Consider the following 23,221-nt stretch of genomic DNA (forward strand, 5'->3'; position numbering starts at 1 on the left):
TTCGCCTACTGCTTGGAACGGTGTTGCGGTGTTGCGGTAAATCGTTAGAAGTTGCCTTGCACCCAGCTTTTGATCCGATCCAGCAACGGCGCTTTCTCATCGTCGTCGCTGCGGTAGCTGTCACGAATGCTCGGGCCCGACAGGGAAATGCCGTCGGTCTGCTTTTGCAGCCCGTACAACAGCAAGCCCACGCCAGTGGAATAAATCGGGTTGCGCACCACGTCGCCCAGGCCCTTCACGCCATGAGGCACGCCCAGGCGCACCGGCATGTGGAAGATTTCCTCGGCCAGTTCGACCGCGCCTTCCATTTTCGAAGTACCACCGGTCAGCACGATGCCGGCCGGGATCAGATCTTCGTAGCCACTGCGGCGCAGTTCCGCCTGGATCAGGGTGAACAGTTCGTCGTAGCGTGGCTCGACCACTTCGGCCAGGGCCTGGCGCGACAGTTCGCGCGGTGGGCGGTCGCCGACGCTTGGAACCTTGATGGTTTCACCGGCACCGGCCAGCTTGGCCAGGGCACAGGCGTAGCGAATCTTGATTTCTTCGGCGTACTGGGTCGGTGTCCGCAACGCCATGGCGATGTCGTTGGTCACCTGGTCGCCCGCAATCGGGATCACGGCGGTGTGACGGATCGCGCCTTCGGTGAAGATCGCGATGTCGGTGGTGCCGCCACCGATGTCCACCAGGCACACGCCCAGTTCTTTTTCGTCGTCGGTCAGTACCGAGTAGGCCGAAGCCAGTTGCTCGAGAATGATGTCGTCGATTTCCAGGCCGCAGCGGCGCACGCATTTTTCAATGTTCTGCGCGGCGTTGACGGCGCAGGTCACCACGTGGACCTTGGCCTCCAGACGTACGCCCGACATGCCCAGGGGCTCGCGAACACCTTCCTGGTTGTCGATCACATAGTCCTGCGGCAGGGTGTGCAGGACGCGCTGGTCAGCCGGGATGGCCACGGCCTGGGCGGCGTCGAGGACGCGCTCGAGGTCGGCCGAACTGACTTCGCGGTCGCGGATCGCCACGATGCCGTGGGAGTTCAAGCTGCGGATGTGGTTACCGGCAACGCCGACGAACGCCGAGTGAATCCGGCAACCGGCCATCAGCTGCGCTTCTTCGATGGCGCGCTGGATCGATTGCACGGTGGACTCGATGTTGACCACCACGCCCTTCTTGAGGCCCCGGGACGGATGCGTGCCAATACCGACGATTTCGATCGTGCCGTCTTCCCCGACCTCGCCCACCAGCGCCACCACCTTGGAGGTGCCGATATCGAGACCGACGATCATTTTGCCGCTTTGCACGTTTGCCATGGGTCCTGCCTCTTCTTAATTCTTCGCGACAGCGGGTTGTGCTGCCGTGGGCGCAGCCGGTGTACGCCAGCCGACGGCCAGGCCGTTGGCGTAACGCAGGTCGACGCTCGCAATGTTCGTAATCTGTTCTTTCAAGGTTTTGTCATAGATGGCAATAAAGCGGCGCATCTTCTCCACCAAGCGGTCGCGTCCCAGCAACAACTCGATGCCCGGGCCGGAACTGCCTGCCCCGGTCGTCAAAAACCAGCTGCCCCGCTCACGCAATTCCAGGCGTGCAATGGAGAAGCCCAGCGGCCGCAGCATCTGGCTCAACGCCTGGTACTGCTGCATCACTTGCTGTTGCGCCCGCTGCGGCCCGAACAGCTGCGGCAGGTGCTCATAGTTGGCCACTTCACGAGGCGCAAACGCCTGCCCCTGGTTGTTCAGCAACGCGCCATCGCCCCAACGGGCCACGGGCAGTTGCTCTTCCAGGCGGATCGTCACCTGGTCCGGCCATACACGGCGGACTTCGGCGTGGGCGATCCAAGGCATCTGTTCCAACTCCGAGCGCATACCGGCCAGGTCGATGGTGAAGAAGCTCGCCGCCAGGTACGGGCCGATGCGCTGCTGCACCGCCTGCTGGCTGATGTAGCTCAAGTCGCCCTGCACACTGACCTTGGTAATCGGTCGGTCGGCATACGGCAGCAGACGCTGGGCGCCCTCGTAGGTGCCGAAACCCAACGCCACCAGCAACACCGGCCAGAACAGCGCCTTGAGGAAGCCAAAGTTGGCCTTGGGCAAGCGCACCGACATCGGCTCTTTAGCCACCATTCGGCTGGCACCCCGCGGCACCGGCTTGCGGCTCGGTACGGGTGGGGGCTGATGACGAAGCGATGCGCCGTTCATGTTCTTAGCCTCTTGACTCAACGCTTGCGGCCAGGATCGCCAGCACCAGCTGCTGGAAATCCAGACCGGCGGCACGGGCGGCCATAGGTACCAGGCTGTGATCGGTCATGCCGGGAGCGGTGTTGACTTCCAGGAACCAGAAATTCCCTTGCTCATCCTGCATCACGTCTGCCCGCGCCCAACCGGCGATACCCAGTGCCTCACAGGCTTTCGCCGTAAGGTCCATCAATTGCTGTTCCTTGGTTGAATCGAGGCCACATGGAATCCGGTACTGGGTATCGGAGGCCAGGTACTTGGCGTCGTAGTCATAAAAGGTGTGGGGCGTACCCAATGCGATAGGCGGCAATACCTGGCCACGCAGGGTGGCGATGGTGTACTCGGGACCTTGGATCCACTGTTCCACCAACACTTGCGAATCGTAGGTACTTGCCGCTTTCCATGCGTCTATCAATTCGGCGGCCGAGTTCACTTTGGCCATGCCGATACTGGAGCCTTCATGGGCAGGTTTGACGATCAAAGGCAGACCCAGTTCCTTGGCCGCGGAAATACAATCGTCTTCGCTGCACAGAACGCTGTGACGCGGGGTTGGAATCCCCAGGCTGTGCCACACCTGCTTGGTGCGCAACTTGTCCATGGCCAAGGCGGAAGCGAGGATCCCGCTGCCGGTGTAAGGGATGCCCGCGCACTCCAACAGACCCTGCATGCTGCCGTCTTCACCGCCACGGCCGTGGAGAATGATGAAGGCGCGGTCGATCTTCTCGGCCTGCAGGCGGGCGAGGAAATCATCGCCCACGTCGATACCGAAGGCATTCACACCGGCGCTTTGCAAGGCTTCGAGCACGGCGTTGCCGGATTTGAGCGACACTTCGCGCTCGGCGCTTTTGCCGCCGAACAGCACCGCTACACGGCCGAAGTCGGCCGGGGTAATTCTGGAAAACAGGGAGCCGTAGTCAGTGGTCATTTCGACTTCCCCTTTTCGGCAGCGGCGAAAAGCGGGCTCGCCAGCAATTTAGGGGCAAGGCCACCGATGTCGCCGGCGCCCTGGCACAGCAGGATATCGCCGGCACGCAACAGCGGCTTGACGAGCGGCGCCAGATCCACGCCGCGCTCGATGTAGATAGGGTCCAACTGGCCACGCTGGCGGATGCTGTTGCACAACTTGCGGCTGTCGGCGCCCGGAATCGGTTCTTCACCGGCCGGGTAGACTTCCATCAACAGCAGCACGTTGGCATCGGCCAATACATTGACGAAATCGTCATACAGGTCGCGGGTGCGGCTGTAGCGATGCGGCTGATAGACCATCACCAGGCGGCGCTCCGGCCAACCGCCGCGCACGGCCTTGATCACCGCCGCGACTTCAGTCGGGTGGTGGCCGTAGTCGTCCACCAGCATCACGTCGCCACCGTCTACCGGCAACTGGCCGTAGACCTGGAAGCGGCGGCCGACACCGGCAAAGCGCGACAAGCCTTCGACAATGGCTTCATCGCTGACGCCCTCGTCGGTGGCGATGCAGATGGTCGCCAGGGAGTTGAGCACGTTGTGGTTGCCCGGCATGTTGACCGAGACATCCAGCGGCTCACGGTCAGGACGCAGCACGGTGAAGAAGGTTTGCATGCCTTCCTGGCGCACATTGATTGCGCGCACGTCCGCGTCTTCGCTGAAGCCGTAGGTCACGGTCGGGCGCTTGACCAGCGGCAGGATTTCACGCACGACCGGATCGTCCAGGCACACCACGGCCAACCCGTAGAACGGCAGGTTGTGCAGGAACTCGACGAAGGTTTTCTTCAACTTGTTGAAGTCGCCGTCGTAGGTCGCCATGTGGTCCGCGTCGATGTTGGTCACCACCGCCACCAACGGTTGCAGGTGCAGGAAGCTGGCATCACTTTCGTCGGCTTCGGCGATCAGGTAGCGGCTGGTGCCGAGCTGTGCATTGGTGCCGGCTGCATTCAGGCGGCCACCAATCACGAACGTCGGGTCCAGGCCACCGGCGGCGAATACCGAGGCGATCAGGCTGGTGGTGGTGGTTTTGCCGTGAGTACCGGCGACGGCGATGCCATGGCGATAGCGCATCAGCTCGGCCAGCATCTCGGCGCGTGGTACCACCGGAATACGCCGTTCAAGGGCGGTGGCCACTTCCGGGTTGGAGGTGTTCACGGCACTGGAAACCACCAGCACGTCCGCCTCGGCGGCGTTCTCGGCACGATGGCCGATAAAGATCTGTGCACCGAAGGACTTCAGGCGATCGGTCACCGGCGACTCTTTCAAGTCCGAACCGGAGACCTGGTAACCCAGGTTCAGCAAGACCTCGGCAATACCGCACATGCCCACGCCGCCGATCCCGACGAAGTGGATACGACGGATGCGGCGCATCTCCGGTTGTGGCATGGCTTTCTGATTCTCAACCATGGGCCACCTCCAGGCAGATATCCACCACGGTGCGGGTAGCGTCGGGTTTGGCCAGGCGGCTTGCGGTGCTCGCCATGTTGCTGAGTCGTTCCGGTTGCATCAAAACCTCGGTCAGGCGTGCGGCCAAATCGGCGGCGCCAGTCGTTCTTTGCGGCAGCAGGAAGGCAGCGCCCTCCCCGGCCAAATATTCGGCGTTGCGGGTCTGGTGATCGTCGATGGCATGGGGCAAAGGCACCAGCAACGAGGGCAGACCGGCGGCGGCCAGTTCACTGACGGTCAGCGCACCAGCGCGACAGACCACCAGGTCGGCCCAGCCATAGGCATGGGCCATGTCTTTGATGAAGGGCTGTACGTTCGCCTCTACACCCGCCTCGCGATAGCGCGTGGCGGTGACTTCACCATGATCCTTGCCGGCCTGATGGAAGATCTCCGGGCGCAGCTCCACCGGGAGTTGCGCCACCGCTTCCGGCAGCAGCTTGTTCAGCGGCTCGGAGCCCAGGCTTCCGCCCAGGATCAGCAGGTGAGCCTTGCGCCCGACCAGGGCCTGGCGCGCGATATCCATAAACAGTTCGGTGCGTACCGGGTTGCCGGTGGTACGCAGTTTGTCCGAGACACCAAAGGTCTTCGGGAAAGCCTCGCACACCCGCGCAGCCAACGGCGCCAGCAGGCGGTTGGCGGTGCCGGCGACGGCGTTCTGCTCGTGCACGATCACCGGCACACCCGCGAGCCTGGCGGCAACACCGCCAGGGCCGGTGACGTAACCACCAAAACCGAGCACACAGACCGGCTTCAGTTCGCGGATGATCTTGCGCGCCTGGAACACCGCCTTGAGCAGCACAAACGGCGCCTTGAGCAGGGACAGTTTGCTTTTGCCACGCAGGCCGGTGACGTTGATCAGATGCAACGGCAGGCCGGCATTCGGCACCAGGTCGTTCTCGATGCCACGTGGCGTCCCCAGCCAGTGCACGGTGTAGCCACGGCTCTGGAATTCACGGGCGCAAGCCAGGGCCGGGAACACATGGCCCCCGGTACCGCCCGCCATGATCAGCACGTTAGCGCCCATGAGACGGCTCCTCGGCGAAGTCGCTTTCGCTGAACTCCATCTCTTCGCTGCCCAGGTGGGTTCGACTCTCCCACTCGATGCGCAGCAACAAGCCCAGGCACACGCAGCAGATCACCAACGAACTGCCGCCATAACTGAGGAACGGCAGGGTCAGGCCCTTGGTCGGCAGCAGGCCGACGTTCACCCCGATGTTGATCAGGAACTGGCCGATCCACAGGAACGACAAGCCGTACGCCACATAGGCGGCGAAAAACTGTTTGGCCTTCTCGGCCCACAAGCCGATGTACATGCCGCGTACGCACACAAACAGGAACAACGCGACGGTGCACAGCGAACCCACCACGCCCAGCTCTTCGGCGAGCACCGAGAATACGAAGTCGGTATGCGCTTCCGGCAGGTAGAACTGCTTCTGCACACTGTTGCCCAGGCCCACGCCCAGCCACTCGCCGCGACCGAAGGCGATCAGCGCCTGGGTCAACTGGTAGCCGGAACCGAACTGGTCGGACCAGGGGTCGGTAAAGGTAATCAGACGCGCCATACGATAGGGTTGCGCCTGGACCAGAATCGTCACCGCCGCAACCGCCAGTACCACCATCAAGGTGAAGCGGAACAGGCCCACGCCGCCCAGGAACAACATCGCCGCCGCCGCGCCCATCATCACCACGGTTGCGCCGAAGTCGGGCTCCATCAACAACAGGCCGGCCATCGGCAGCAGCACGATGAACGGCTTGAAGAAGCCCATCCAGCTTTCGCGCACTTCTTTCTGTCGACGTACCAGGTAGCCGGCGAGGTAGATCACCACGAACACCTTGGCGATTTCCGACGGCTGCACGTTGAACGCACCGAAGCCGATCCAGCGCATCGAACCGTTCACCTCACGACCGATGCCGGGCAGGATCACCATGACCAGCAGGCCGAACGCGCCAATCAGCATCATCCAACCCAGGCGCTGCCAGGTGGCGATGGGGATCATCATGGTGACAACGCCGGCCCCGAGGCCGATCACCAGGTACACCAGGTGACGGATCATCATGTACAGGGTGTTGCCCGACTGCACGGCGGCAACTTCGGAGGATGCCGAAGTGATCATCACCAGGCCCAGGCCCAGCAGCGCGAGGCAGCCGGCGAGCATTGGGAAGTCGAGGTCGATACCACGCCCGGTGATGATCGGCGACGGGTACGGCTTGATGATGTTTCTGAAATTGATGCTCATGCCAAGGCCTCCACGCCGCGGGCAAACAACTGGCCGCGCTCTTCGTAGTTCTTGAACATGTCGAAACTGGCACAGGCCGGCGACAGCAACACCGCATCGCCCGGCTGGGCCAGGGCCCTGCATTGCGCAATGGCGTCGTCCAGGGACGTCACGCGAACCTGCGGCACGGCGTCACCAATGGCGGCACCGATCAGGTCCGAATCACGGCCCATCAACACCACGGCGCGGCAATGTGCGGCGACCGGCTCTTTGAGGTCCTTGAAGTCGGCGCCCTTGCCATCACCGCCGGCAATCAGCACCAGCTTGCCTTCGATATCGGCACCGAGGCCTTCGATGGCCGCCAGCGCCGCACCGACGTTGGTCGCTTTGGAATCGTTGTAGTAGCTGACGCGATCCAGGTCGCGAACCCACTGGCAGCGATGCTCAAGACCACCGAACGTGCGCAGGCTCGACAACATGGCATCGAACGGCAGGCCAACGGCATGACCGAGCGCCAGTGCCGCCAGGGCGTTGGACTGGTTATGCGCACCGCGGATTTTCAGCTCGCGCACCGGCATCAGGTTCTGGAATTCGAAGGCCAGGTATTTCTCGCCGTTTTCTTCACGGATACCGAAGGCCTTGAAGTCGGGTTTGCCCAGACCGAAGGTCCAGCACGGCAGGCCCTCGCCCATCAGCGGACGGCTCAAGGCATCCTGACGGTTGACCACTACCTGCCTGGCACCGCGGAAGATCCGGTGTTTGGCCAGGTGATACGCCGGCAGGCCGCTGTAGCGGTCCATGTGGTCTTCGCTGACGTTCAGCACGGTGGCGACTTCGGCGCCCAGGTCGTGGGTGGTTTCCAGCTGGAAGCTCGACAGCTCCATCACGTACAGCTCGACGTCGTCGCCGAGCAAGTCCAGGGCCGGCACGCCGAGGTTGCCGCCCACGGCCACACGCTTGCCGGCCGCCACGGCCATCTCCCCAACCAGGGTGGTCACGGTGCTTTTTGCATTGGAGCCGCTGATGGCCACGATCGGCGCCTTCGCGTGCCGCGCAAACAGGTCGATATCGCCCGACAGCTTCACGCCACGCGCCGCTGCTGCTTGCAGGGCCGGTGTCGCCAGCGCCAGGCCGGGGCTCACGTAGAGCTCGTCGGCGCGGCACAGAAACTCGACATCCAGCTCGCCACAACGCACTTCCACGTGCGGATAGTCACGGCGCAGCGTGACCAGCTCCGGTGGATTTTCCCGCGTGTCGGCCACGGCGAACGCCACGCCCCGGCTCGCCAGGAAGCGAACCAGGGACATGCCGCTCTTGCCGAGGCCGACAACGATGCGGAAGTGGTCTGAAGCGATCAGGGACACTCGTTTCTACCTCAGTTTCAGGGTGGCAAGGCCGATCAGCACGAGAATCACGGTGATGATCCAGAAACGGACAATCACGCGTGGCTCGGGCCAGCCCTTGAGTTCAAAGTGGTGATGAATCGGCGCCATGCGAAACACACGACGCCCGGTCAATTTGAAGGAAGCCACCTGGATGACCACCGACAGGGTTTCCATCACGAACACACCGCCCATGATGAACAGCACGATTTCCTGGCGAACGATCACCGCGATGGTACCCAGGGCCGCGCCCAGCGCGAGTGCGCCGACGTCGCCCATGAAGACTTGGGCCGGGTAGGTGTTGAACCACAGGAACCCCAGGCCGGCGCCGATCAGCGCGCCGCAGAACACGATCAACTCGCCCGCGCCCGGTACGTAGGGGATCAGCAGGTATTCAGCGAATTTCACGTTACCCGACAGGTAGCAGAAAATGCCGAGCGCGCCGCCCACCATCACCGTCGGCATGATCGCCAGGCCATCAAGGCCGTCGGTCAGGTTCACCGCATTGCTGGAGCCGACGATCACGAAGTAGGTCAGCACCACGAAACCAACGCCGAGGGGAATACTGGCGTCCTTGAGCATCGGGATGATCAGGGTGGTTTCGACTGCGCTTGGCGCAGTGGTGTAGAGGAAAATCGCAGCGGCGAGCCCGAACACCGATTGCCAGAAATACTTCCAGCGGCTTGGCAGCCCCTTGGAGTTTTTCTCGATCACTTTGCGGTAGTCGTCCACCCAGCCGATGGCGCCGAACAACAGGGTCACCAGCAACACCACCCACACATAGCGGTTGTGCAGGTCGGCCCACAACAAGGTGCTGATACCGATGGACGACAGGATCAACGCACCGCCCATGGTCGGGGTGCCGGACTTGGACAGGTGCGACTGCGGGCCGTCATTGCGAACCGATTGACCAATTTGCAGGTTCTGCAGGGTACGGATCATCCATGGCCCCAGGAACAGCGACAGAGACAGCGCGGTCAGCACACCCAGAATCCCGCGCAGGGTCAGGTACTGAAAGACCGCGAAGCCTTTGTAGAACTGTTGCAGATACTCAGCCAGCAGCAGCAGCATTAATGTTTCTCCGTACTTGAGCCACACAAGGCCGCGACGACGTTTTCCATCACCGCGCTGCGCGATCCCTTGATCAAAATAGTGGTGTGTTTGTCTTGTTCAGCCGCTGTCAGCGCCTGGATCAATTCGGCCTGGGTCGCGAAGTGCCGCGCACCGGCGCCAAAGGCGTTGACGGCGTGCGCCATGTTCGCGCCGACGGCGTAAAGCGCATCGACTTTGCCGGCGGCATACGCGCCGACTTCGCGGTGGCCTTGTTCAGCCCAGTCGCCCAATTCGCCGATATCGCCCAACACCAGCACCTTGCGCCCGTCGAAGCCCTTGAGCAGATCCACGGCGGCATTGATGGAGGATGGGTTGGCGTTGTAAGTGTCATCAATGACGCGCATACCGTTGCTTGCCAACTGCGCCACGGTGCGCCCCTTGACCGGCTGCACCGCGCCCAGGCCGGTCGCGATACCGAACAACGACACACCCAGGGCGTACGCGGCGGCGGCGGCGGCCAGGGCATTGGCGACGTTATGGTTGCCGAGCAGATTCAGTTGCACCCGCTCACTGCCCTGCGGGGTGTGCAGGGTGAACGACGGGCAGCCACGGGCGTCGACAGAGATATCGGAGGCGTGGAAATCAGCGGCGGCATTCAGTACGGCAAAAGTCAGCACCTTGCGACCGGCAGCGCGTACACGCCAGGTCTCGAAAGCCTTGTCGTCGAGATTCAAAACCGCAGTGCCGGATGCGTCGAGACCCTCAAGGATTTCACCCTTGGCCTCGACGATCTTCTGCGGGCCGCCGAACTCACCGACGTGGGCGGTACCGGCGTTGCTGATGATCGCCACGTGAGGCTTGGTCAGCGCCACGGTGTAGGCGATTTCGCCGATGCGCGAAGCGCCCAGTTCGATCACTGCCGCCGTGTGTTCCGGGGCCAGTTCGAGCAGGGTCAGCGGAGCGCCGAAATCGTTGTTCAGGTTGCCACGGGTAGCGAGCACCGGCCCACGCGTGCGCAACACACCGGCAAGCAGCTCCTTGACCGTGGTCTTGCCGCTGGAGCCGGTGATGGCCGCGACAGGCTTGTCAAAGGCGGCGCGGTTCAGCGCACCCAGTTGACCGAGGGCCAGGCGGGTATCGGCGACCAGCAACTGCGGCAAGGCGCAGTCCGCAATTTCACGTTGCACCAGAGCACCTACTGCACCTTTGGCGGCAACGTCGTTCAGGTAATCGTGCCCGTCAAAGCGCGGGCCGGCCAAAGCCACGAACAGCTGGCCCGGCTTGATATTACGGCTGTCGATACTGACGCCATCGAAGCTGCAGTCGCTCGACAACACGCGGGCCGAAAGGGCCTGGGCCAGTTCGCTGAACTTCATCGCCTTAAGCATGGGCAACCTCCCAGGCGGTCAAGGCATGATCGGCCTCGACCAGATCGGAGAAGGCATGGCGTTCGCCGTTGATTTCCTGGTAGTCCTCATGGCCTTTACCGGCCAGCACCACCACGTCGTCAGCGCCGGCGCTGGCGATCAACTGGGCAATGGCTTCACCACGACCGGCAACGAACGTGGCCTTGGAAGCGTCTTTGAAGCCAGCACGGATGTCGTCGAAAATCTGGCTCGGATTTTCGCTGCGCGGGTTGTCGTCAGTCACGAGCACGCCATCGGCCAGGCGCTCGACAATCTCGGCCATCAACGGACGCTTGCCCCGATCACGGTCACCGCCGCAGCCGAACAGGCAGAGCAATTTGCCCTTGGCGTGTGGGCGCAGGGCCACCAGGACTTTTTCGAGGGCGTCCGGCGTGTGGGCATAATCGACCACCACCAACGGCTGCGAACCGCCACCCAGGCGCTGCATGCGGCCGACCGGGCCTTCCAGCTTCGGCAGGACTTTCAGGATTTCGTCGAGGGCGTAATCCAGGCCGAGCAACGCGCCGATGGCGGCGAGGACGTTACTCAGGTTGAAACGCCCCAACAGGCTGCTGCGTAAATGGTGCTCGCCTTGTGGCGTCACCAGCGTGGCGAGCACGCCTTCATCATTGAACTGGGCTTCGCGGCAATACAGGTACGCACTGGCGTCTTCCAGGCTGTAGCTGATCAGGCGCGACTCACCCTCTTGGGCCGCCAGCTGACGACCGAACGCGTCATCCAGGTTCACCACGCGGCACTTCAAGTCATTCCAGGCAAACAGCTTGGCCTTTTCAGCAGCGTAGGCCTCCATGGTGCCGTGGTAGTCCAGGTGATCGCGGGACAGGTTGGTCATCACCGCCACATCAAAGGCCAGCGCCGCAACGCGGCCCTGGTGCAGGCCATGGGAGGACACTTCCATGGCCACCGCCTTGGCGCCGGCCTTTTTCAGGTCGGCCAGGGTGGCTTGCACGGCGATCGGGTTCGGCGTGGTGTGCAGGCCGCTTTGCAGCGCGCCATAAAAACCGGTGCCCAGTGTACCGACAATGCCGCAGTGCTGGCCCAGCAGGTCAAGCGCTTGTGCGACCAACTGGGTCACGCTGGTCTTGCCATTGGTACCGGTCACGCCCACCAGGTTCAGCTGGCGACTCGGGTCGCCATAGAAACGCCCGGCGATATCGGACAATTGCGCCGCCAAGCCCTTGACCGGAATCAACGGGACATCGGTGATCGGCAGCACGGTGGCGCCTTCCACTTCATAAGCCACGGCCGCAGCGCCGCGCTGCAGCGCATCGGCGATATGCTCGCGACCATCGAATTTGCCGCCAGGCACCGCCAGGAACAGGTCCCCGGCGCGTACGCTACGGCTGTCCAGGCTCAGCTCGCGAATCAACAGGTCGTGACCGGCGTGGGCGAAAATCTTGTTCAGGCTAAGAGACATCAGCCGCGCCCTCCATTGGCTTTTGCAGCGGCGGCCGGCGCTCCGGCATTCGCTTGTTGGGTCGGCGGCAGATTGTCCGGCGTGATGTTCATCAGACGCAGGGTGCCGGACATGACTTTGCTGAACACCGGCGCCGATACCAGGCCACCGAAATAGCCGGCTTTACTCGGCTCATCAATCACTACGACGATGGCGTAGCGCGGATCACTCATCGGGCCGAAGCCGGCGAACAGTGAGCGGTAGGAGTTTTCGGCATAGCCCTTGGTACCCACCGACGTTTTACGCGCCGTACCGGACTTGCCTGCTACGTGATAGGCCGGCACCTGGGCACGGAATACGCCACGCGGGGCTTCGATCACTTGTTGCAGCATGCCTTGCATGGTCTTGGCGACTTTTTCCGGGATGACCTGGGTGGCTTTCGGCGCTTCGTCGACATGGATCAGGCTCAACGGAACCATGCGACCGTTATTGGCCAATACCGAGAAAGCGTGCGCCAGCTGGATCGCCGTTACCGACAGGCCGTAGCCATAGGACAGTGTGGCGGTCTCGGCTTTTTTCCAGTCGCGGTAGTTCGGCAGGTTGCCCACGCGCTCGCCCGGGAAATCCAGGCCGGTGGGTTGGCCCAAGCCGATCTTCTGGGCCAGGTGGTAGATGGTTTCGCCGCCGATATCGAAGGCGACCTTACTCATGCCCACGTTACTGGAGTTGATCAGAATACCGGTCAAATCCAGCACCGGCCCTTCGGTACGGGATACGTCACGAATGGTGTATTTGCCCAACTGCAAGGTGCCTGGGTAAACCTCGACTTTGTCGCTCGGCTTCCAGCGCCCGGTTTCGAGGGCGGCGCTCATGGAGATGGCTTTCATGGTCGAACCCGGTTCGAACACGTCGATCATCGCGCGGTTACGCATCATCGCCGGTTGCAGGTTGCGACGGTTGTTCGGGTTGTAGGTCGGCTGGTTGACCATGGCGAGGATTTCGCCGGTCTTCACGTCCATGATAACCAGGCTACCGGCCTTGGCGCCGTTCTCTATGATCGCGTTACGCAGTTCACGGTTGGCCAGGTATTGCAGACGCAGGTCAATCGACAACGCCAAGGGCTTGCCAGCCTTGGCGTTCTTGGTGACCTGGACATCCTTGATCAGCCTGCCGCGCCGGTCCTTGATGACCTGTCGCTTGCCGGGAACCCCGGCCAGCCATTCATCGTAGGCCAGCTCGACACCTTCGCGACCGTGGTCGTCGATATCGGTGAAGCCGACCATATGCGCGGTGGTTTCACCGGCTGGGTAGAAACGACGAAACTCCTCGATGCCGTAGACACCGGGGACTTTAAGGTCGAGCACTTGCTGGCCCTGCTCAGGGGTGAGCCCGCGCACCAGGTAGATGAATTCTTTATTGGCCTGGGCTTCCAGACGCTCGGCCAGGGCTTTCGGATCCTGGCCCAGGGCGGCTGCGAGTTCCGGCCATTTTTCCTTGGCGGTCTGCAGTTCCTTGGCGTTGGCCCACAGGGTCGTCACCGGGGTACTGACGGCCAGAGGCTCGCCATTGCGGTCGGTGATCAGGCCACGGTGCGCCGGGATCGGGATATGACGCAGGCTACGGGCATCGCCCTGACCAATCAGGAAGTCACGGTCGACGACCTGCAGGTCGATGATGCGCCAGGCGATTGCGCCCACCATCAGCGCCAGCAAGCCGAGCACCACGCGGAAGCGCCATGGGTAGAGTGCGCCTTCGAGCTTCATCATGGCGCCACCATGCGGACTTCGGCCGCGCCCGGAATGTGCATTTTCAGCTGCTCGGTGGCCAGCACCTCGATACGGCTGTGGGCGGTCCAGGTGCTTTGCTCAAGAATCAACCGCCCCCACTCCGCCTGAGCCTTGTCGCGCACGCTCAATTCCCCGTACAGGGTATTGAGCAACTGGCGGTTCCAGTGGGCGCTGTAGGACACCGCGATCGCGGACACCAGCACGCCTATAAACAGCAGCAACATAAAGAAGCTACCGCCCGGGAGGGGCTTGGCGAAAAGCTTGCTCACCGTAACTTCTCCGCAACACGCATGACGGCACTACGGGCACGCGGGTTGGCCTTGAGTTCAGCTTCGGAAGCGAACTGCGCTTTGCCATGGATCTTGATTTTCGGCACAAAGGCTTCGAAACGCACCGGCAGGTTGCGCGGCAGGTTATCCGTCTCGCCCTTGACCAGGCGACGCATGAACAGTTTGACGATGCGGTCTTCCAAGGAGTGGAAGCTGATCACCACCAGGCGCCCCCCCACTTCGAGTGCATCCAGCGCGGCTTCAAGGCCGGCTTCCAAGTCACCCAGTTCGTTATTGACGCGAATACGCAGGCCCTGGAACGCACGGGTGGCCGGATTTTTACCTTTTTCCCAAGCAGGGTTGGCAACCTTCAGCACTTCGGCCAGGTCGGCGGTACGTTCGAACGGCTGGATCTCGCGGCGCTCGACCACGGCGCGAGCCATGCGGCCGGCGAAACGTTCTTCACCATATTCCTTGAACACGCGGGCGATTTCTTCCACCGGCGCCGTAGCGATGAACTGCGCGGCACTGACGCCCCGGGTAGGGTCCATGCGCATATCGAGGGGGCCATCGTTCATGAAGCTGAAGCCGCGCTCCGGGTCGTCGAGTTGTGGCGAGGACACGCCCAGATCGAGCAAAACCCCGGCCACCTTGCCTGCCATGCCGCGCTCGGCCACTTCGGCACCCAACTCGGCAAAGCTACGCTGCACAACGACAAAGCGGCCGTCTTCGGCCGCTAGCGCTTGCCCGGTGGCAATCGCTTGAGGGTCTTTGTCGAATCCGAGGAGTTTGCCGTCAGATCCGAGCTGGCTGAGTATCAAACGGCTATGCCCGCCCCTGCCGAAGGTGCCATCCACATAGCAGCCATCCGCGCGTACGGCGAGAGCCTCGACGGCTTCGTCAAGCAGTACGGTGATGTGGTTAAAGCCGCTATCAATAGTCACAGGATCAAATCACGCAGTTCATCAGGCATGGCGCCCGGTTGTTGAATAGCCGCCAGGTCAGCTGCAGAAACAGCATCCCAGGCATCTTCGTCCCACAATTGGAACTTGTTCAGTTGGCCCACCAGCATTGCGCGCTTGTCGAGCTTGGCGTATTCGCGCAGACGCGGAGGCACCAGGAAACGACCGCTGCCATCCAGTTCGAGGTCGACGGCATTACCAATCAGCAAACGCTGCAGGCGACGGTTTTCTTCACGCAATGAAGGCAGAGCGCGCAACTTGGTTTCAATCAACTCCCACTCATCGAGGGGGTAAACACATAAACAAGGGTCAACGGCATCAATCGTGATGATTAACTGGCCTGAACTTCGCGAAATGAGCTCGTCACGATACCGGCTCGGCATGGCGAGACGGCCTTTTGCATCGAGACTGATAGCGTTGGCTCCGCGAAACACAGTTGCGTTTCTCCAAATTTTAGCGTTTTACGTTCAAAAAACCCACTTTGTGCCACTTTCCGCCACTTGCGCACACTATAGGAATGCGCCCACCACACCGTCAAGGCGCGGATTCAAGGAAAAGCCTTACAGAACGGAGATTTAGGAGCGCAAAAGGAGGAGAAACGAGAGTTTGGCGATGTTTTTGACTCAACAACCGCAAATAGCTCATGGAGCTATGGCTTAAAGTTAAAGTGATTTATTAAGAGTAAGATTTTTTTGGTATTACGAAGATGCATCTGCCAATGATTCGGCAGGGAGGGAGTCTTGCGTTACTACCGGTTTTCTGCCCGAGACCCGGACAGAAGGAAAAAAGGTGGAGAGTCGATCTATAAGCCGGGTTCTGTCTTGAACAGTCATTCGTCTACGATGGCCATCACTGGACATCTTTAGCAACCTACCCGGTCCCAGCGCGGGCCACGCCTTGGGACCCTATTTGGTCTTGCTCCAAGTGGGGTTTACCTAGCCACGAACTGTTGCCAGTCGTGCGGTGCGCTCTTACCGCACCTTTTCACCCTTACCGGCACCGAAGTGCTTAGGCGGTTATTTTCTGTGGCACTTTCCGTAGGCTCACGCCTCCCAGGCATTACCTGGCACTTCGCCCTATGGAGCCCGGACTTTCCTCCCCCCCCTAATTTTCATAGAGGGCAGCGACTGTCCAATCGACTCTCCGCCGCGCAGGTTAACGGCACGACGGCCTCAGGACAAGTAATAAAAGTTCAGAATGGCCATCACGTTCAGACGAAATACAGGTTCAACCCCGGAACTATTCGGCTTTCTGTTTATCCAGCGCAACTTGATACAACACATTCTTACGCAAGCCGGTAATTTCCGCCGCCAGGGCTGCGGCGCGCTTGAGGGGCATTTCCTTGAGCAGTAAATCCAGGATGCGCATCGCCTCACTGCCGACCGCGTCTTCGTTTTCCGGCGCGGTCCAGCCGGCCACCAACACCACGCACTCGCCACGCTGCTGGTTGCTGTCACCCTCGACAAAGGCACGCAATGCCTCCAGCGGCAGCCCCTTGAGGGTCTCGAAGGTCTTGGTCAGCTCACGAGCCAGCAGCGCCAGGCGCTCACCGCCAAACACCAGCTCCATATCTTCCAGGCATTCCAGGATGCGATGCGGAGCCTCATAAAAGATCAAGGTACGCGGTTCTTCCTTCAAGGCTTGAAGGCGCGCACGCCGCCCAACCGCCTTGGCCGGCAAAAAGCCTTCGAAGATAAAACGGTCCGACGGCAAGCCGGCGGCAGATAATGCGGCGATCAGCGCGCACGCACCCGGAACAGGCACTACATTGATACCTGCGGCACGCGCCTGACGTACCAGATGGTAGCCCGGGTCGGAAATCAGCGGTGTGCCCGCGTCGGAGATCAGTGCCACATCGTCCCCCGCCAGCAGACGGGTGATGAAGCGGCTGCCCTCTTCGCGTTCGTTGTGTTCATGGCACGCCGCTAATGGCGTGCTGATACCAAAATGCTGCATCAACCGCTGGGAGTGACGCGTGTCTTCCGCCGCGATCAGCTTGACTTCGCGCAACACCTTCAGCGCCCGGGCACTGATGTCGTCCAGGTTGCCAATCGGCGTCGCCACCACAAAAAGCGAGCCAGCAGTGGAATTCAAAGGACCTGGAGCAGTCAAAACGCACACCTCGATGGTTGGCAAAAGCCATAGTGTAGCGCGTAGGCGCTTCGAAAATACGCCATCACGATGGATGCTTTTTCAGCCATCGACGAGCGATTGCAACATTTGCACGACCTAAATCGACGCTTTCACGCCAGTAACATCGCGCCTGAGCCAGTGCTTGGGTACAATTCCACGCTAATTTGATCGGTATCAGGAACACTTACATGATCGCTTGCCTGCGGCTGCTCTCCGCCCTCTGCCTCGCTGCCCTCCTGGCCGCTTGCGCCAGCTCGCCCTCGTCCAGCCTTGGCGACCTGCCCCGGACCCCGGATGCCAGTATCGAGCAACTGCTCGAACAGGCAATTACCGCCAAGACGCCAGAAAAGGCCGCGCTGCTGCGCCTGAGTGCGGCTGACCTGGCGTTCCACCAGAACAACCCTGGCCGCTCGTCGCAGATTCTTGCGCAGGTGCCGCTGGATGTCCTGAAACCGGCCGCACAAGTATTTGCCAGCACCCTGGCCGCTGAGTTGGCCATGGCCCGCAATCAGCCCAAGGCTGCATTGGCAGCGCTCAACCACCCGAGCCTGCAAAGCCTGAAGGATCTGCCGACAGACCAGCAGATCCGTACCGGCACCGTACATGCCCGCGCTTATGAAGCCGATGGCCAGACCCTGGCTGCCGCTCGCGAACGCGTCGCCATGGCCCCGCTGCTCAGCGGCGACGCCGCCAAGAGCAACCACGAAGCGATCTGGACGTTGATTGCCGCGCTGCCAGCCGATCAGTTGCAAGCCAGCGGCAACCCGGTATTGGACGGCTGGATCACACTGGCCCAGGCGGTCAAGGGCGCCGGCACCCTGGAGCAGCAGCAAGCCGCTATCGATACCTGGCGTGCGCAGAACCCGGGGCATCCGGCGGCGGTGCAACTGCCGCTGCCACTGACCAAGCTCAAGGAGCTGGCCAGCCAGCCCCTGAACAAGATCGCCCTGCTGTTGCCGCAGGAAGGCCAACTGGCCTCGGTCGGCAAAGCGCTGCGTGAAGGTTTCATGGCCGCGCACTACCAGGCCGAACAGGCCGGGCAGAAGCCGCCGGTGATCGAGTTCTATGACAGCTCGCGCCTGACCTCGCTTGACGACTTCTACGCCAAGGCCCAGGCCGCCGGCGTGCAATTGGTGGTTGGCCCACTGGAGAAACCGCTGGTCAAACAACTCAGCGCACGTCCGCAATTGCCGATCACTACCCTGGCACTGAACTACAGCGAGGCTGAACACAACCCGGCCCAACTGTTCCAGTTTGGCCTGGCGGCTGAAGATGAAGCCCGCGAAGTATCGCGCCGTGCTCGTGCCGATGGCCTGCACCGTGCCGCCGCCATGGTCCCTCGTGGCGAATGGGGCGAGCGTGTCTACAATGCCTTCCGCAAGGATTGGGAAGCCAATGGCGGCACCGTCGTCGGTGTTGAGTACGTCGATCAGCCCGTCGCCCTCGCCCAACAGATCGCCGACCTGTTCCAGTTGCGTAAAAGCGAAGGCCGCGCCAAGAGCCTGCAAAGCACCGTCGGTACCGACGTTGCCGCTCAGCCATCGCGTCGCCAGGATATCGAGTTCATCTTCCTGGCCGTTACCCCGCAGTTGGCCCAGCAGATCAAACCCACCCTGAACTTCCAGTACGCCGGTGATGTGCCGGTTTACGCAACCTCCCACGTGTTCAGTGCCAGCGGCGACAAGAACCAGTACCTGGACATGACCAATGTCATGTTCTGCGAGACCCCATGGTTGCTCAACAGCACCGACCCATTGCGCAACCAGGTCGCGGCACAATGGCCACAGGCCAATGGCAGCCTCGGTCGCCTGTACGCAATGGGTGTCGATGCCTACCGTCTGGCACCGCGCCTGGGCCAGCTCAAGGCGCTGCCCGACACTCGGGTTGACGGGCTTTCGGGCAGCCTGGGCGTCAGCGCCAACCAGCGTGTCGACCGTCAGATGCCTTGGGCGAAGTTTGTCGGTGGCGACATCCAGCGCCTGCCGGACACCCCGCGCTGATGCCCGAGCGGTCCAGCGCACAAAGCGGCAAGGATGCCGAACTGCAAGCTCTCCAGTATCTGCAACGACAAGGTTTGCGCCTGCTGGCGCAAAACTGGTTGTGTAAACGCGGCGAGCTTGATCTGGTCATGCTTGACGGCGATACAGTAGTATTCGTCGAAGTCCGCTACAGAAAACACGCACAATGGGGTGGTGCGCTCGCCAGTATCGACGGGCGCAAGCGTCAGAAGCTGATACTCGCCGCGCAGTTTTTCCTGCAAACAGAGCATCGCTGGGCTGATTCTCCCTGCCGTTTCGATGTGGTTGCCATAGAAAGCACACCGTTAGGCCCAGCTGATCTGAACTGGCTCAAAGATGCCTTCGACAGCTGATTCACCGGACACCTTCATCACACACTTTTGCTCTTTGCATTGCGGGCTGCACATTTTCGTGCCAATCAGCCGCGCCACTTAAGGTCACACAGATGGACATGCAATCCCGAATTCGCCAGCTTTTCCAGGCCAGCATCGACACCAAGCAACAGGCGATGGACGTACTTGCACCGCACATCGAGCAAGCCAGTCAGGTCATGGTCAACGCCTTGCTCAACGAAGGCAAAATGCTTTCGTGCGGTAACGGCGGTTCGGCCGGTGACGCCCAACACTTCTCCTCCGAGCTGCTCAACCGCTTCGAGCGTGAGCGCCCGAGCTTGCCGGCCATCGCCCTGACCACCGACTCGTCGACGATCACCTCGATTGCCAACGATTACAGCTACAACGAGATCTTCTCCAAGCAGATCCGCGCCCTGGGCCAACCGGGCGATGTGCTGCTGGCGATTTCCACCAGCGGCAACTCGGCGAATATTATTCAAGCGATCCAGGCCGCACATGATCGAGAAATGATTGTCGTAGCATTGACCGGCCGCGACGGCGGCGGCATGGCCTCGCTGTTGCTGCCCGAGGACGTGGAGATCCGCGTCCCGGCCAATGTCACTGCACGCATTCAGGAAGTCCACCTGCTGGCGATCCACTGCCTGTGCGATCTGATCGACAGCCAACTGTTCGGGAGTGAAGAATGACCGTTAAACGCCTCAGCCTTTTGGGCATTACGCTGTGCCTTGCCATCAGCGGCTGCAGCACGGCAATCACCGCAACACGTGACACTCCCATTCAGGACGATAAGGGCACTCGTACCTTTGGCAGCAAGATCGACGACTCGCTGATCGAAACCAAGGTCGAGGTCAACATTGCCAAGGCCGCACCGGACCTGGGCAACGGTGCTTCGCGCATCGTCGTGACCAGCTTCAACGGCGTGGTATTGCTGGCCGGGCAAACCCCGCGTGCCGACCTCAAGGCCCTGGCTGAACAAGCCGCTTCGAGTGTCCAGCGTGTCAAGAAGGTTAACAACGAACTGCAAGTGATGGACCCGATCACCCTGCTGGCCATCAGCAACGATGCCCTGCTGACCACCAAGATCAAGACGCAGATGCTGACCGACAGCGCGATTCCCGGCTCGCGCATCAAGGTCGTCACCGATAACGGCATCGTCTACCTGATGGGCCTGCTGACCCAGGCGGAAGCCGCGCGTGCAGCCAACCTCGTGCAAGGCGTGTCGGGTGTGCAGAAGATCGTGAAGGTGTTCGAATACATCGATTGATGTAACCCACAGCCATGAAAAAGGGCGCCGTGCATTGACTGCACGGCGCCCTTTTTTGTCGCTTGTCGCCCGTGTTTATTGGTACTGCTGGTACGGGTTACCCTGGAACTGGTTGTTCTGTTGAGGTGCCTGTTGCTGCTGACCAGGCTGGCCGTATTGCTGGCCAGGAATCGGACCGAGGTTGACCTCTACACGACGGTTCTGGGCGCGGCCATTCACGTCGGCGTTGCTGGCAATCGGGTTATCCGGGCCGGCCCCGCGGGCGCTCAGGTTGGCTGGGCTGACGCCTTGGGAGGTCAGGTAGTTCGCTACGCTCTGCGCACGACGCTGGGACAGGTCCATGTTCAACTGGCGGCTGCCGGTACTGTCGGTGTAGCCGACAATCTGGATTGTGTTCTGGTTGAACTGCTTGAGGGAGTTGGCCAGATTGTTCAGCGGCTGGTAGAAGCTGCTGGCAATGGCATCCGAGTTGGTGGCGAAAGTGATGTTACCCGGCATGATCAGCTTGATCTGATCACCCTGGCGCTGAACTTCAACCCCAGTGTTGGCCATGCTTTCACGCAGTTTCTTTTCCTGCTGGTCGGCGTAGTAGCCGTAACCCGCAGCACCAATACCGGCAACAGCCGCACCGATCAGTGCGCCCTTGCCACGGTTGTTATGGTCGATCGCGGCACCTGCCAATGCGCCGGCCAGGGCACCCAGGCCACCGTACTTGGCGGTCTTGCTCATACCGCCGGACTCATTACCTGCCTGTCCCTGGCTGCTGCCGTCATAAGGATTAGGTGAAGCGCAGCCGGACAACAAGGCTACGGCGGTAGCGACAACAAGCAGACGACGCGGAGTAAACATGAAGGAAGCTCCTACTTTTGCATTCTGTGATGCAGAGGACATTGGCAATGGACCTGTGCCGAGCTTGGAACACGACAAACGGTAAAAATTCCATGCGCGGCGGGCGCCGTGCTCTACAACGGCCGAGCACACTCAAACCCTAGCAGACGATTGCTGAACGGCGATTGTCGATTTCTCTGCAAATGTCGCCGGAAAGTAGCCATTGGGTATCCAGGAGCAATCACACTGCAATTAGAAAGCGAGGCTGAGTCAACACAAGCGCGACCGTTCAAAGGCCGACTCCGAGGGGCAAAAAAAAATGAGCCCGACGTGGCGTCGGGCTCATCTTTCTACAGGAGCAGTTAAAGCCTATGGGTTCAGGCTGCAACTTTTTGAGACACGTAACTCTTTTTCAACGATGACTTCATGGCCAGCATCTGTTCACCCAGCTTTTCAAGCTCGGCTTTGCCCAGAAGCTTCTTGGCCTTGGGAAACATCTCTGTTTCCTCTTCTTCGATGTGATGTTCGAGCAGTTCCTTGACCACCTTCACCCGACCTGCGAATTCCGGGGAGGTAGGATCAGTTGCTTTCAGGTCGGGAAGCACCAGAGAGTCAACCGTGCGGTGCTCCTCTTTTGCTTCATAGTACATCTCGGCCTCGTCTTTCCCACCGGCGGCCTTGAAGGCGGGATAGAGAATCTGCTCTTCCAGCTGGGTGTGGATGGACACTTCCATCTCTAATTTATCCAGCAGCTCAGTGCGTTTCTTCACCCCACGCTCAGTCGATTCACTCAGTTGGGTCAGGATGGCTTTGACTTTTTCGTGGTCGGCTTTGAGAAGGTCGATGGCATTCATTTTTCTATCTCACTATGGCTATCACGGAAGGATTCAGCCGTTCTTTGGCGGCTATCTCCCTAGTGCTATCGCATTTGCCGTGCCACCTTACAAAAAATTTAAACCCCTTATATTTCAATAGGTTATTTAGATTAGTGGCAATTTGAATTCATGCACCTTGCCCGAATGAACCTGCCGTCTATTGCAGATAGCAACACGCTCAAACGCCGTTTGATCCCAAGCGCTCGCCAAGGCCAGAAATTACGAACATCTCAATCGACCCACGGTCATTTATTGCGTGAGGCACAGCGCCCATGCGTCAGACCAGATTGCAGAAGTAAGCATGTGGAGTAGGTCATGAACCCATACACAGATGACTTGCCTGATGCCATCAAGCGTCAGGCCGATAGGCTTTTTTACGATATAGAGCGGGCAGGCTCGATGATTTTCGCAGTAAAAACCGGCGCGAAGGCCGAAGGGTTCGTCCTGGGAATAACCTGCTGTGCCGGCCTCCCGCCGGAGCGTTGTGAGTTGCTGTCCAACCATTTCGACAGCGCCGTCGAGAAAAGGCTGAGATTGTTGACAGCGGGCCTATAGAACAGCCTCTCAGCACGACGGCTCAGGGGCAAGCGTCAAAACGCGTGATGCTCGGGCCCTATATCG

Annotated in this window: 22 protein-coding genes and 1 other RNA gene; 5 read left to right on the plus strand and 18 right to left on the minus strand. The window is 60.8% G+C overall.

Annotated elements, in window-relative coordinates; translation table 11 throughout:
• Positions 1-44: 44 nt before the first annotated feature.
• The 16 genes from ftsA to rsmI all read right to left on the minus strand — a co-directional run bounded on the left by ftsA (position 45) and on the right by rsmI (position 17,241).
• Entirely contained in the window at positions 45-1,307 is a 1,263-nt protein-coding gene (ftsA, locus tag JBE38_RS14870) for a cell division protein FtsA (RefSeq protein ID WP_060753906.1), read from the minus strand.
• A 15-nt stretch (positions 1,308-1,322) separates the two neighbouring features.
• Positions 1,323-2,192 (minus strand): cell division protein FtsQ/DivIB, encoded by an 870-nt coding sequence (locus JBE38_RS14875; RefSeq protein ID WP_060753907.1) that lies wholly within the window; start codon positions 2,190-2,192, stop codon positions 1,323-1,325.
• 4 nt (positions 2,193-2,196) lie between these two features.
• Positions 2,197-3,153 carry a D-alanine--D-alanine ligase gene (locus JBE38_RS14880; protein ID WP_060753908.1) on the minus strand — a complete coding sequence of 319 codons (957 nt, stop codon included), beginning with the start codon at positions 3,151-3,153 and terminating at the stop codon, positions 2,197-2,199.
• Positions 3,150-4,598, minus strand: coding sequence for a UDP-N-acetylmuramate--L-alanine ligase (murC, locus tag JBE38_RS14885; protein WP_060753909.1), 1,449 nt, complete (start codon positions 4,596-4,598; stop codon positions 3,150-3,152). Before murC ends, JBE38_RS14880 begins: the two co-directional genes overlap by 4 nt.
• A complete protein-coding gene (gene murG, locus JBE38_RS14890) occupies positions 4,591-5,661 on the minus strand; it encodes an undecaprenyldiphospho-muramoylpentapeptide beta-N-acetylglucosaminyltransferase (RefSeq protein ID WP_060753910.1) in 1,071 nt (356 codons plus the stop codon). The genes murC and murG overlap by 8 nt, the downstream gene beginning before the upstream one ends.
• Positions 5,651-6,874 carry a putative lipid II flippase FtsW gene (ftsW, locus tag JBE38_RS14895; RefSeq protein WP_060753911.1) on the minus strand — a complete coding sequence of 408 codons (1,224 nt, stop codon included), beginning with the start codon at positions 6,872-6,874 and terminating at the stop codon, positions 5,651-5,653. The genes murG and ftsW overlap by 11 nt, the downstream gene beginning before the upstream one ends.
• On the minus strand, positions 6,871-8,217 hold the full coding sequence (gene murD, locus JBE38_RS14900) for a UDP-N-acetylmuramoyl-L-alanine--D-glutamate ligase (protein WP_090366689.1): 1,347 nt from the start codon (positions 8,215-8,217) through the stop codon (positions 6,871-6,873). The genes ftsW and murD overlap by 4 nt, the downstream gene beginning before the upstream one ends.
• Before the next feature lie 6 nt (positions 8,218-8,223).
• On the minus strand, positions 8,224-9,306 hold the full coding sequence (gene mraY / locus JBE38_RS14905) for a phospho-N-acetylmuramoyl-pentapeptide-transferase (protein WP_060753913.1): 1,083 nt from the start codon (positions 9,304-9,306) through the stop codon (positions 8,224-8,226).
• Entirely contained in the window at positions 9,306-10,676 is a 1,371-nt protein-coding gene (locus JBE38_RS14910) for a UDP-N-acetylmuramoyl-tripeptide--D-alanyl-D-alanine ligase (protein WP_205344570.1), read from the minus strand. The genes mraY and JBE38_RS14910 overlap by 1 nt, the downstream gene beginning before the upstream one ends.
• Positions 10,669-12,132, minus strand: coding sequence for a UDP-N-acetylmuramoyl-L-alanyl-D-glutamate--2,6-diaminopimelate ligase (locus tag JBE38_RS14915; protein ID WP_090366694.1), 1,464 nt, complete (start codon positions 12,130-12,132; stop codon positions 10,669-10,671). Before JBE38_RS14915 ends, JBE38_RS14910 begins: the two co-directional genes overlap by 8 nt.
• The gene (locus JBE38_RS14920) at positions 12,132-13,874 is read right to left on the minus strand and encodes a peptidoglycan D,D-transpeptidase FtsI family protein (RefSeq protein WP_162843543.1); all 1,743 of its coding nucleotides are present in this window, start codon (positions 13,872-13,874) and stop codon (positions 12,132-12,134) included. The genes JBE38_RS14915 and JBE38_RS14920 overlap by 1 nt, the downstream gene beginning before the upstream one ends.
• Positions 13,874-14,167, minus strand: coding sequence for a cell division protein FtsL (ftsL, locus tag JBE38_RS14925; protein WP_003171871.1), 294 nt, complete (start codon positions 14,165-14,167; stop codon positions 13,874-13,876). The genes JBE38_RS14920 and ftsL overlap by 1 nt, the downstream gene beginning before the upstream one ends.
• Positions 14,164-15,111 carry a 16S rRNA (cytosine(1402)-N(4))-methyltransferase RsmH gene (rsmH, locus tag JBE38_RS14930; protein WP_446731247.1) on the minus strand — a complete coding sequence of 316 codons (948 nt, stop codon included), beginning with the start codon at positions 15,109-15,111 and terminating at the stop codon, positions 14,164-14,166. The genes ftsL and rsmH overlap by 4 nt, the downstream gene beginning before the upstream one ends.
• Positions 15,108-15,563, minus strand: a complete 456-nt coding sequence (mraZ, locus tag JBE38_RS14935; RefSeq protein ID WP_003171868.1) for a division/cell wall cluster transcriptional repressor MraZ — start codon at positions 15,561-15,563, stop codon at positions 15,108-15,110. Before mraZ ends, rsmH begins: the two co-directional genes overlap by 4 nt.
• A 355-nt stretch (positions 15,564-15,918) precedes the next feature.
• Positions 15,919-16,272: RNase P RNA component class A (rnpB, locus tag JBE38_RS14940), an RNA gene on the minus strand.
• Between the two features lie 96 nt (positions 16,273-16,368).
• Positions 16,369-17,241 carry a 16S rRNA (cytidine(1402)-2'-O)-methyltransferase gene (rsmI, locus tag JBE38_RS14945; protein ID WP_090366696.1) on the minus strand — a complete coding sequence of 291 codons (873 nt, stop codon included), beginning with the start codon at positions 17,239-17,241 and terminating at the stop codon, positions 16,369-16,371.
• Between the two features lie 209 nt (positions 17,242-17,450).
• On the opposite strand from rsmI, the gene JBE38_RS14950 reads away from it, so the two are divergent.
• From JBE38_RS14950 to JBE38_RS14965, 4 genes are all read left to right on the plus strand, one after another.
• Positions 17,451-19,262: a penicillin-binding protein activator gene (locus JBE38_RS14950; RefSeq protein ID WP_205344571.1), complete on the plus strand. Its 1,812-nt coding sequence runs from the start codon at positions 17,451-17,453 to the stop codon at positions 19,260-19,262.
• A complete protein-coding gene (locus JBE38_RS14955) occupies positions 19,262-19,633 on the plus strand; it encodes a YraN family protein (protein WP_090366700.1) in 372 nt (123 codons plus the stop codon). The genes JBE38_RS14950 and JBE38_RS14955 overlap by 1 nt, the downstream gene beginning before the upstream one ends.
• Before the next feature lie 92 nt (positions 19,634-19,725).
• Positions 19,726-20,319, plus strand: coding sequence for a phosphoheptose isomerase (locus tag JBE38_RS14960; protein WP_007904374.1), 594 nt, complete (start codon positions 19,726-19,728; stop codon positions 20,317-20,319).
• Positions 20,316-20,897 carry a BON domain-containing protein gene (locus tag JBE38_RS14965; protein WP_090366702.1) on the plus strand — a complete coding sequence of 194 codons (582 nt, stop codon included), beginning with the start codon at positions 20,316-20,318 and terminating at the stop codon, positions 20,895-20,897. The genes JBE38_RS14960 and JBE38_RS14965 overlap by 4 nt, the downstream gene beginning before the upstream one ends.
• Before the next feature lie 75 nt (positions 20,898-20,972).
• On the opposite strand, the gene JBE38_RS14970 is transcribed toward JBE38_RS14965, so the two are convergent.
• Both JBE38_RS14970 and JBE38_RS14975 read right to left on the minus strand, forming a co-directional pair.
• Entirely contained in the window at positions 20,973-21,746 is a 774-nt protein-coding gene (locus tag JBE38_RS14970) for an OmpA family protein (protein ID WP_060753922.1), read from the minus strand.
• A 356-nt stretch (positions 21,747-22,102) separates the two neighbouring features.
• The gene (locus JBE38_RS14975) at positions 22,103-22,579 is read right to left on the minus strand and encodes a hemerythrin domain-containing protein (protein ID WP_090366704.1); all 477 of its coding nucleotides are present in this window, start codon (positions 22,577-22,579) and stop codon (positions 22,103-22,105) included.
• 336 nt (positions 22,580-22,915) lie between these two features.
• Here JBE38_RS14975 and JBE38_RS14980 point away from each other — a divergent pair, with 336 nt between their 5' ends.
• A complete protein-coding gene (locus JBE38_RS14980) occupies positions 22,916-23,155 on the plus strand; it encodes a hypothetical protein (protein WP_090366706.1) in 240 nt (79 codons plus the stop codon).
• The last annotated feature ends 66 nt before the right edge of the window (positions 23,156-23,221 follow it).

This window comes from Pseudomonas sp. ICBG1301 (assembly GCF_016918385.1).
GTDB lineage: Bacteria > Pseudomonadota > Gammaproteobacteria > Pseudomonadales > Pseudomonadaceae > Aquipseudomonas > Aquipseudomonas palleroniana.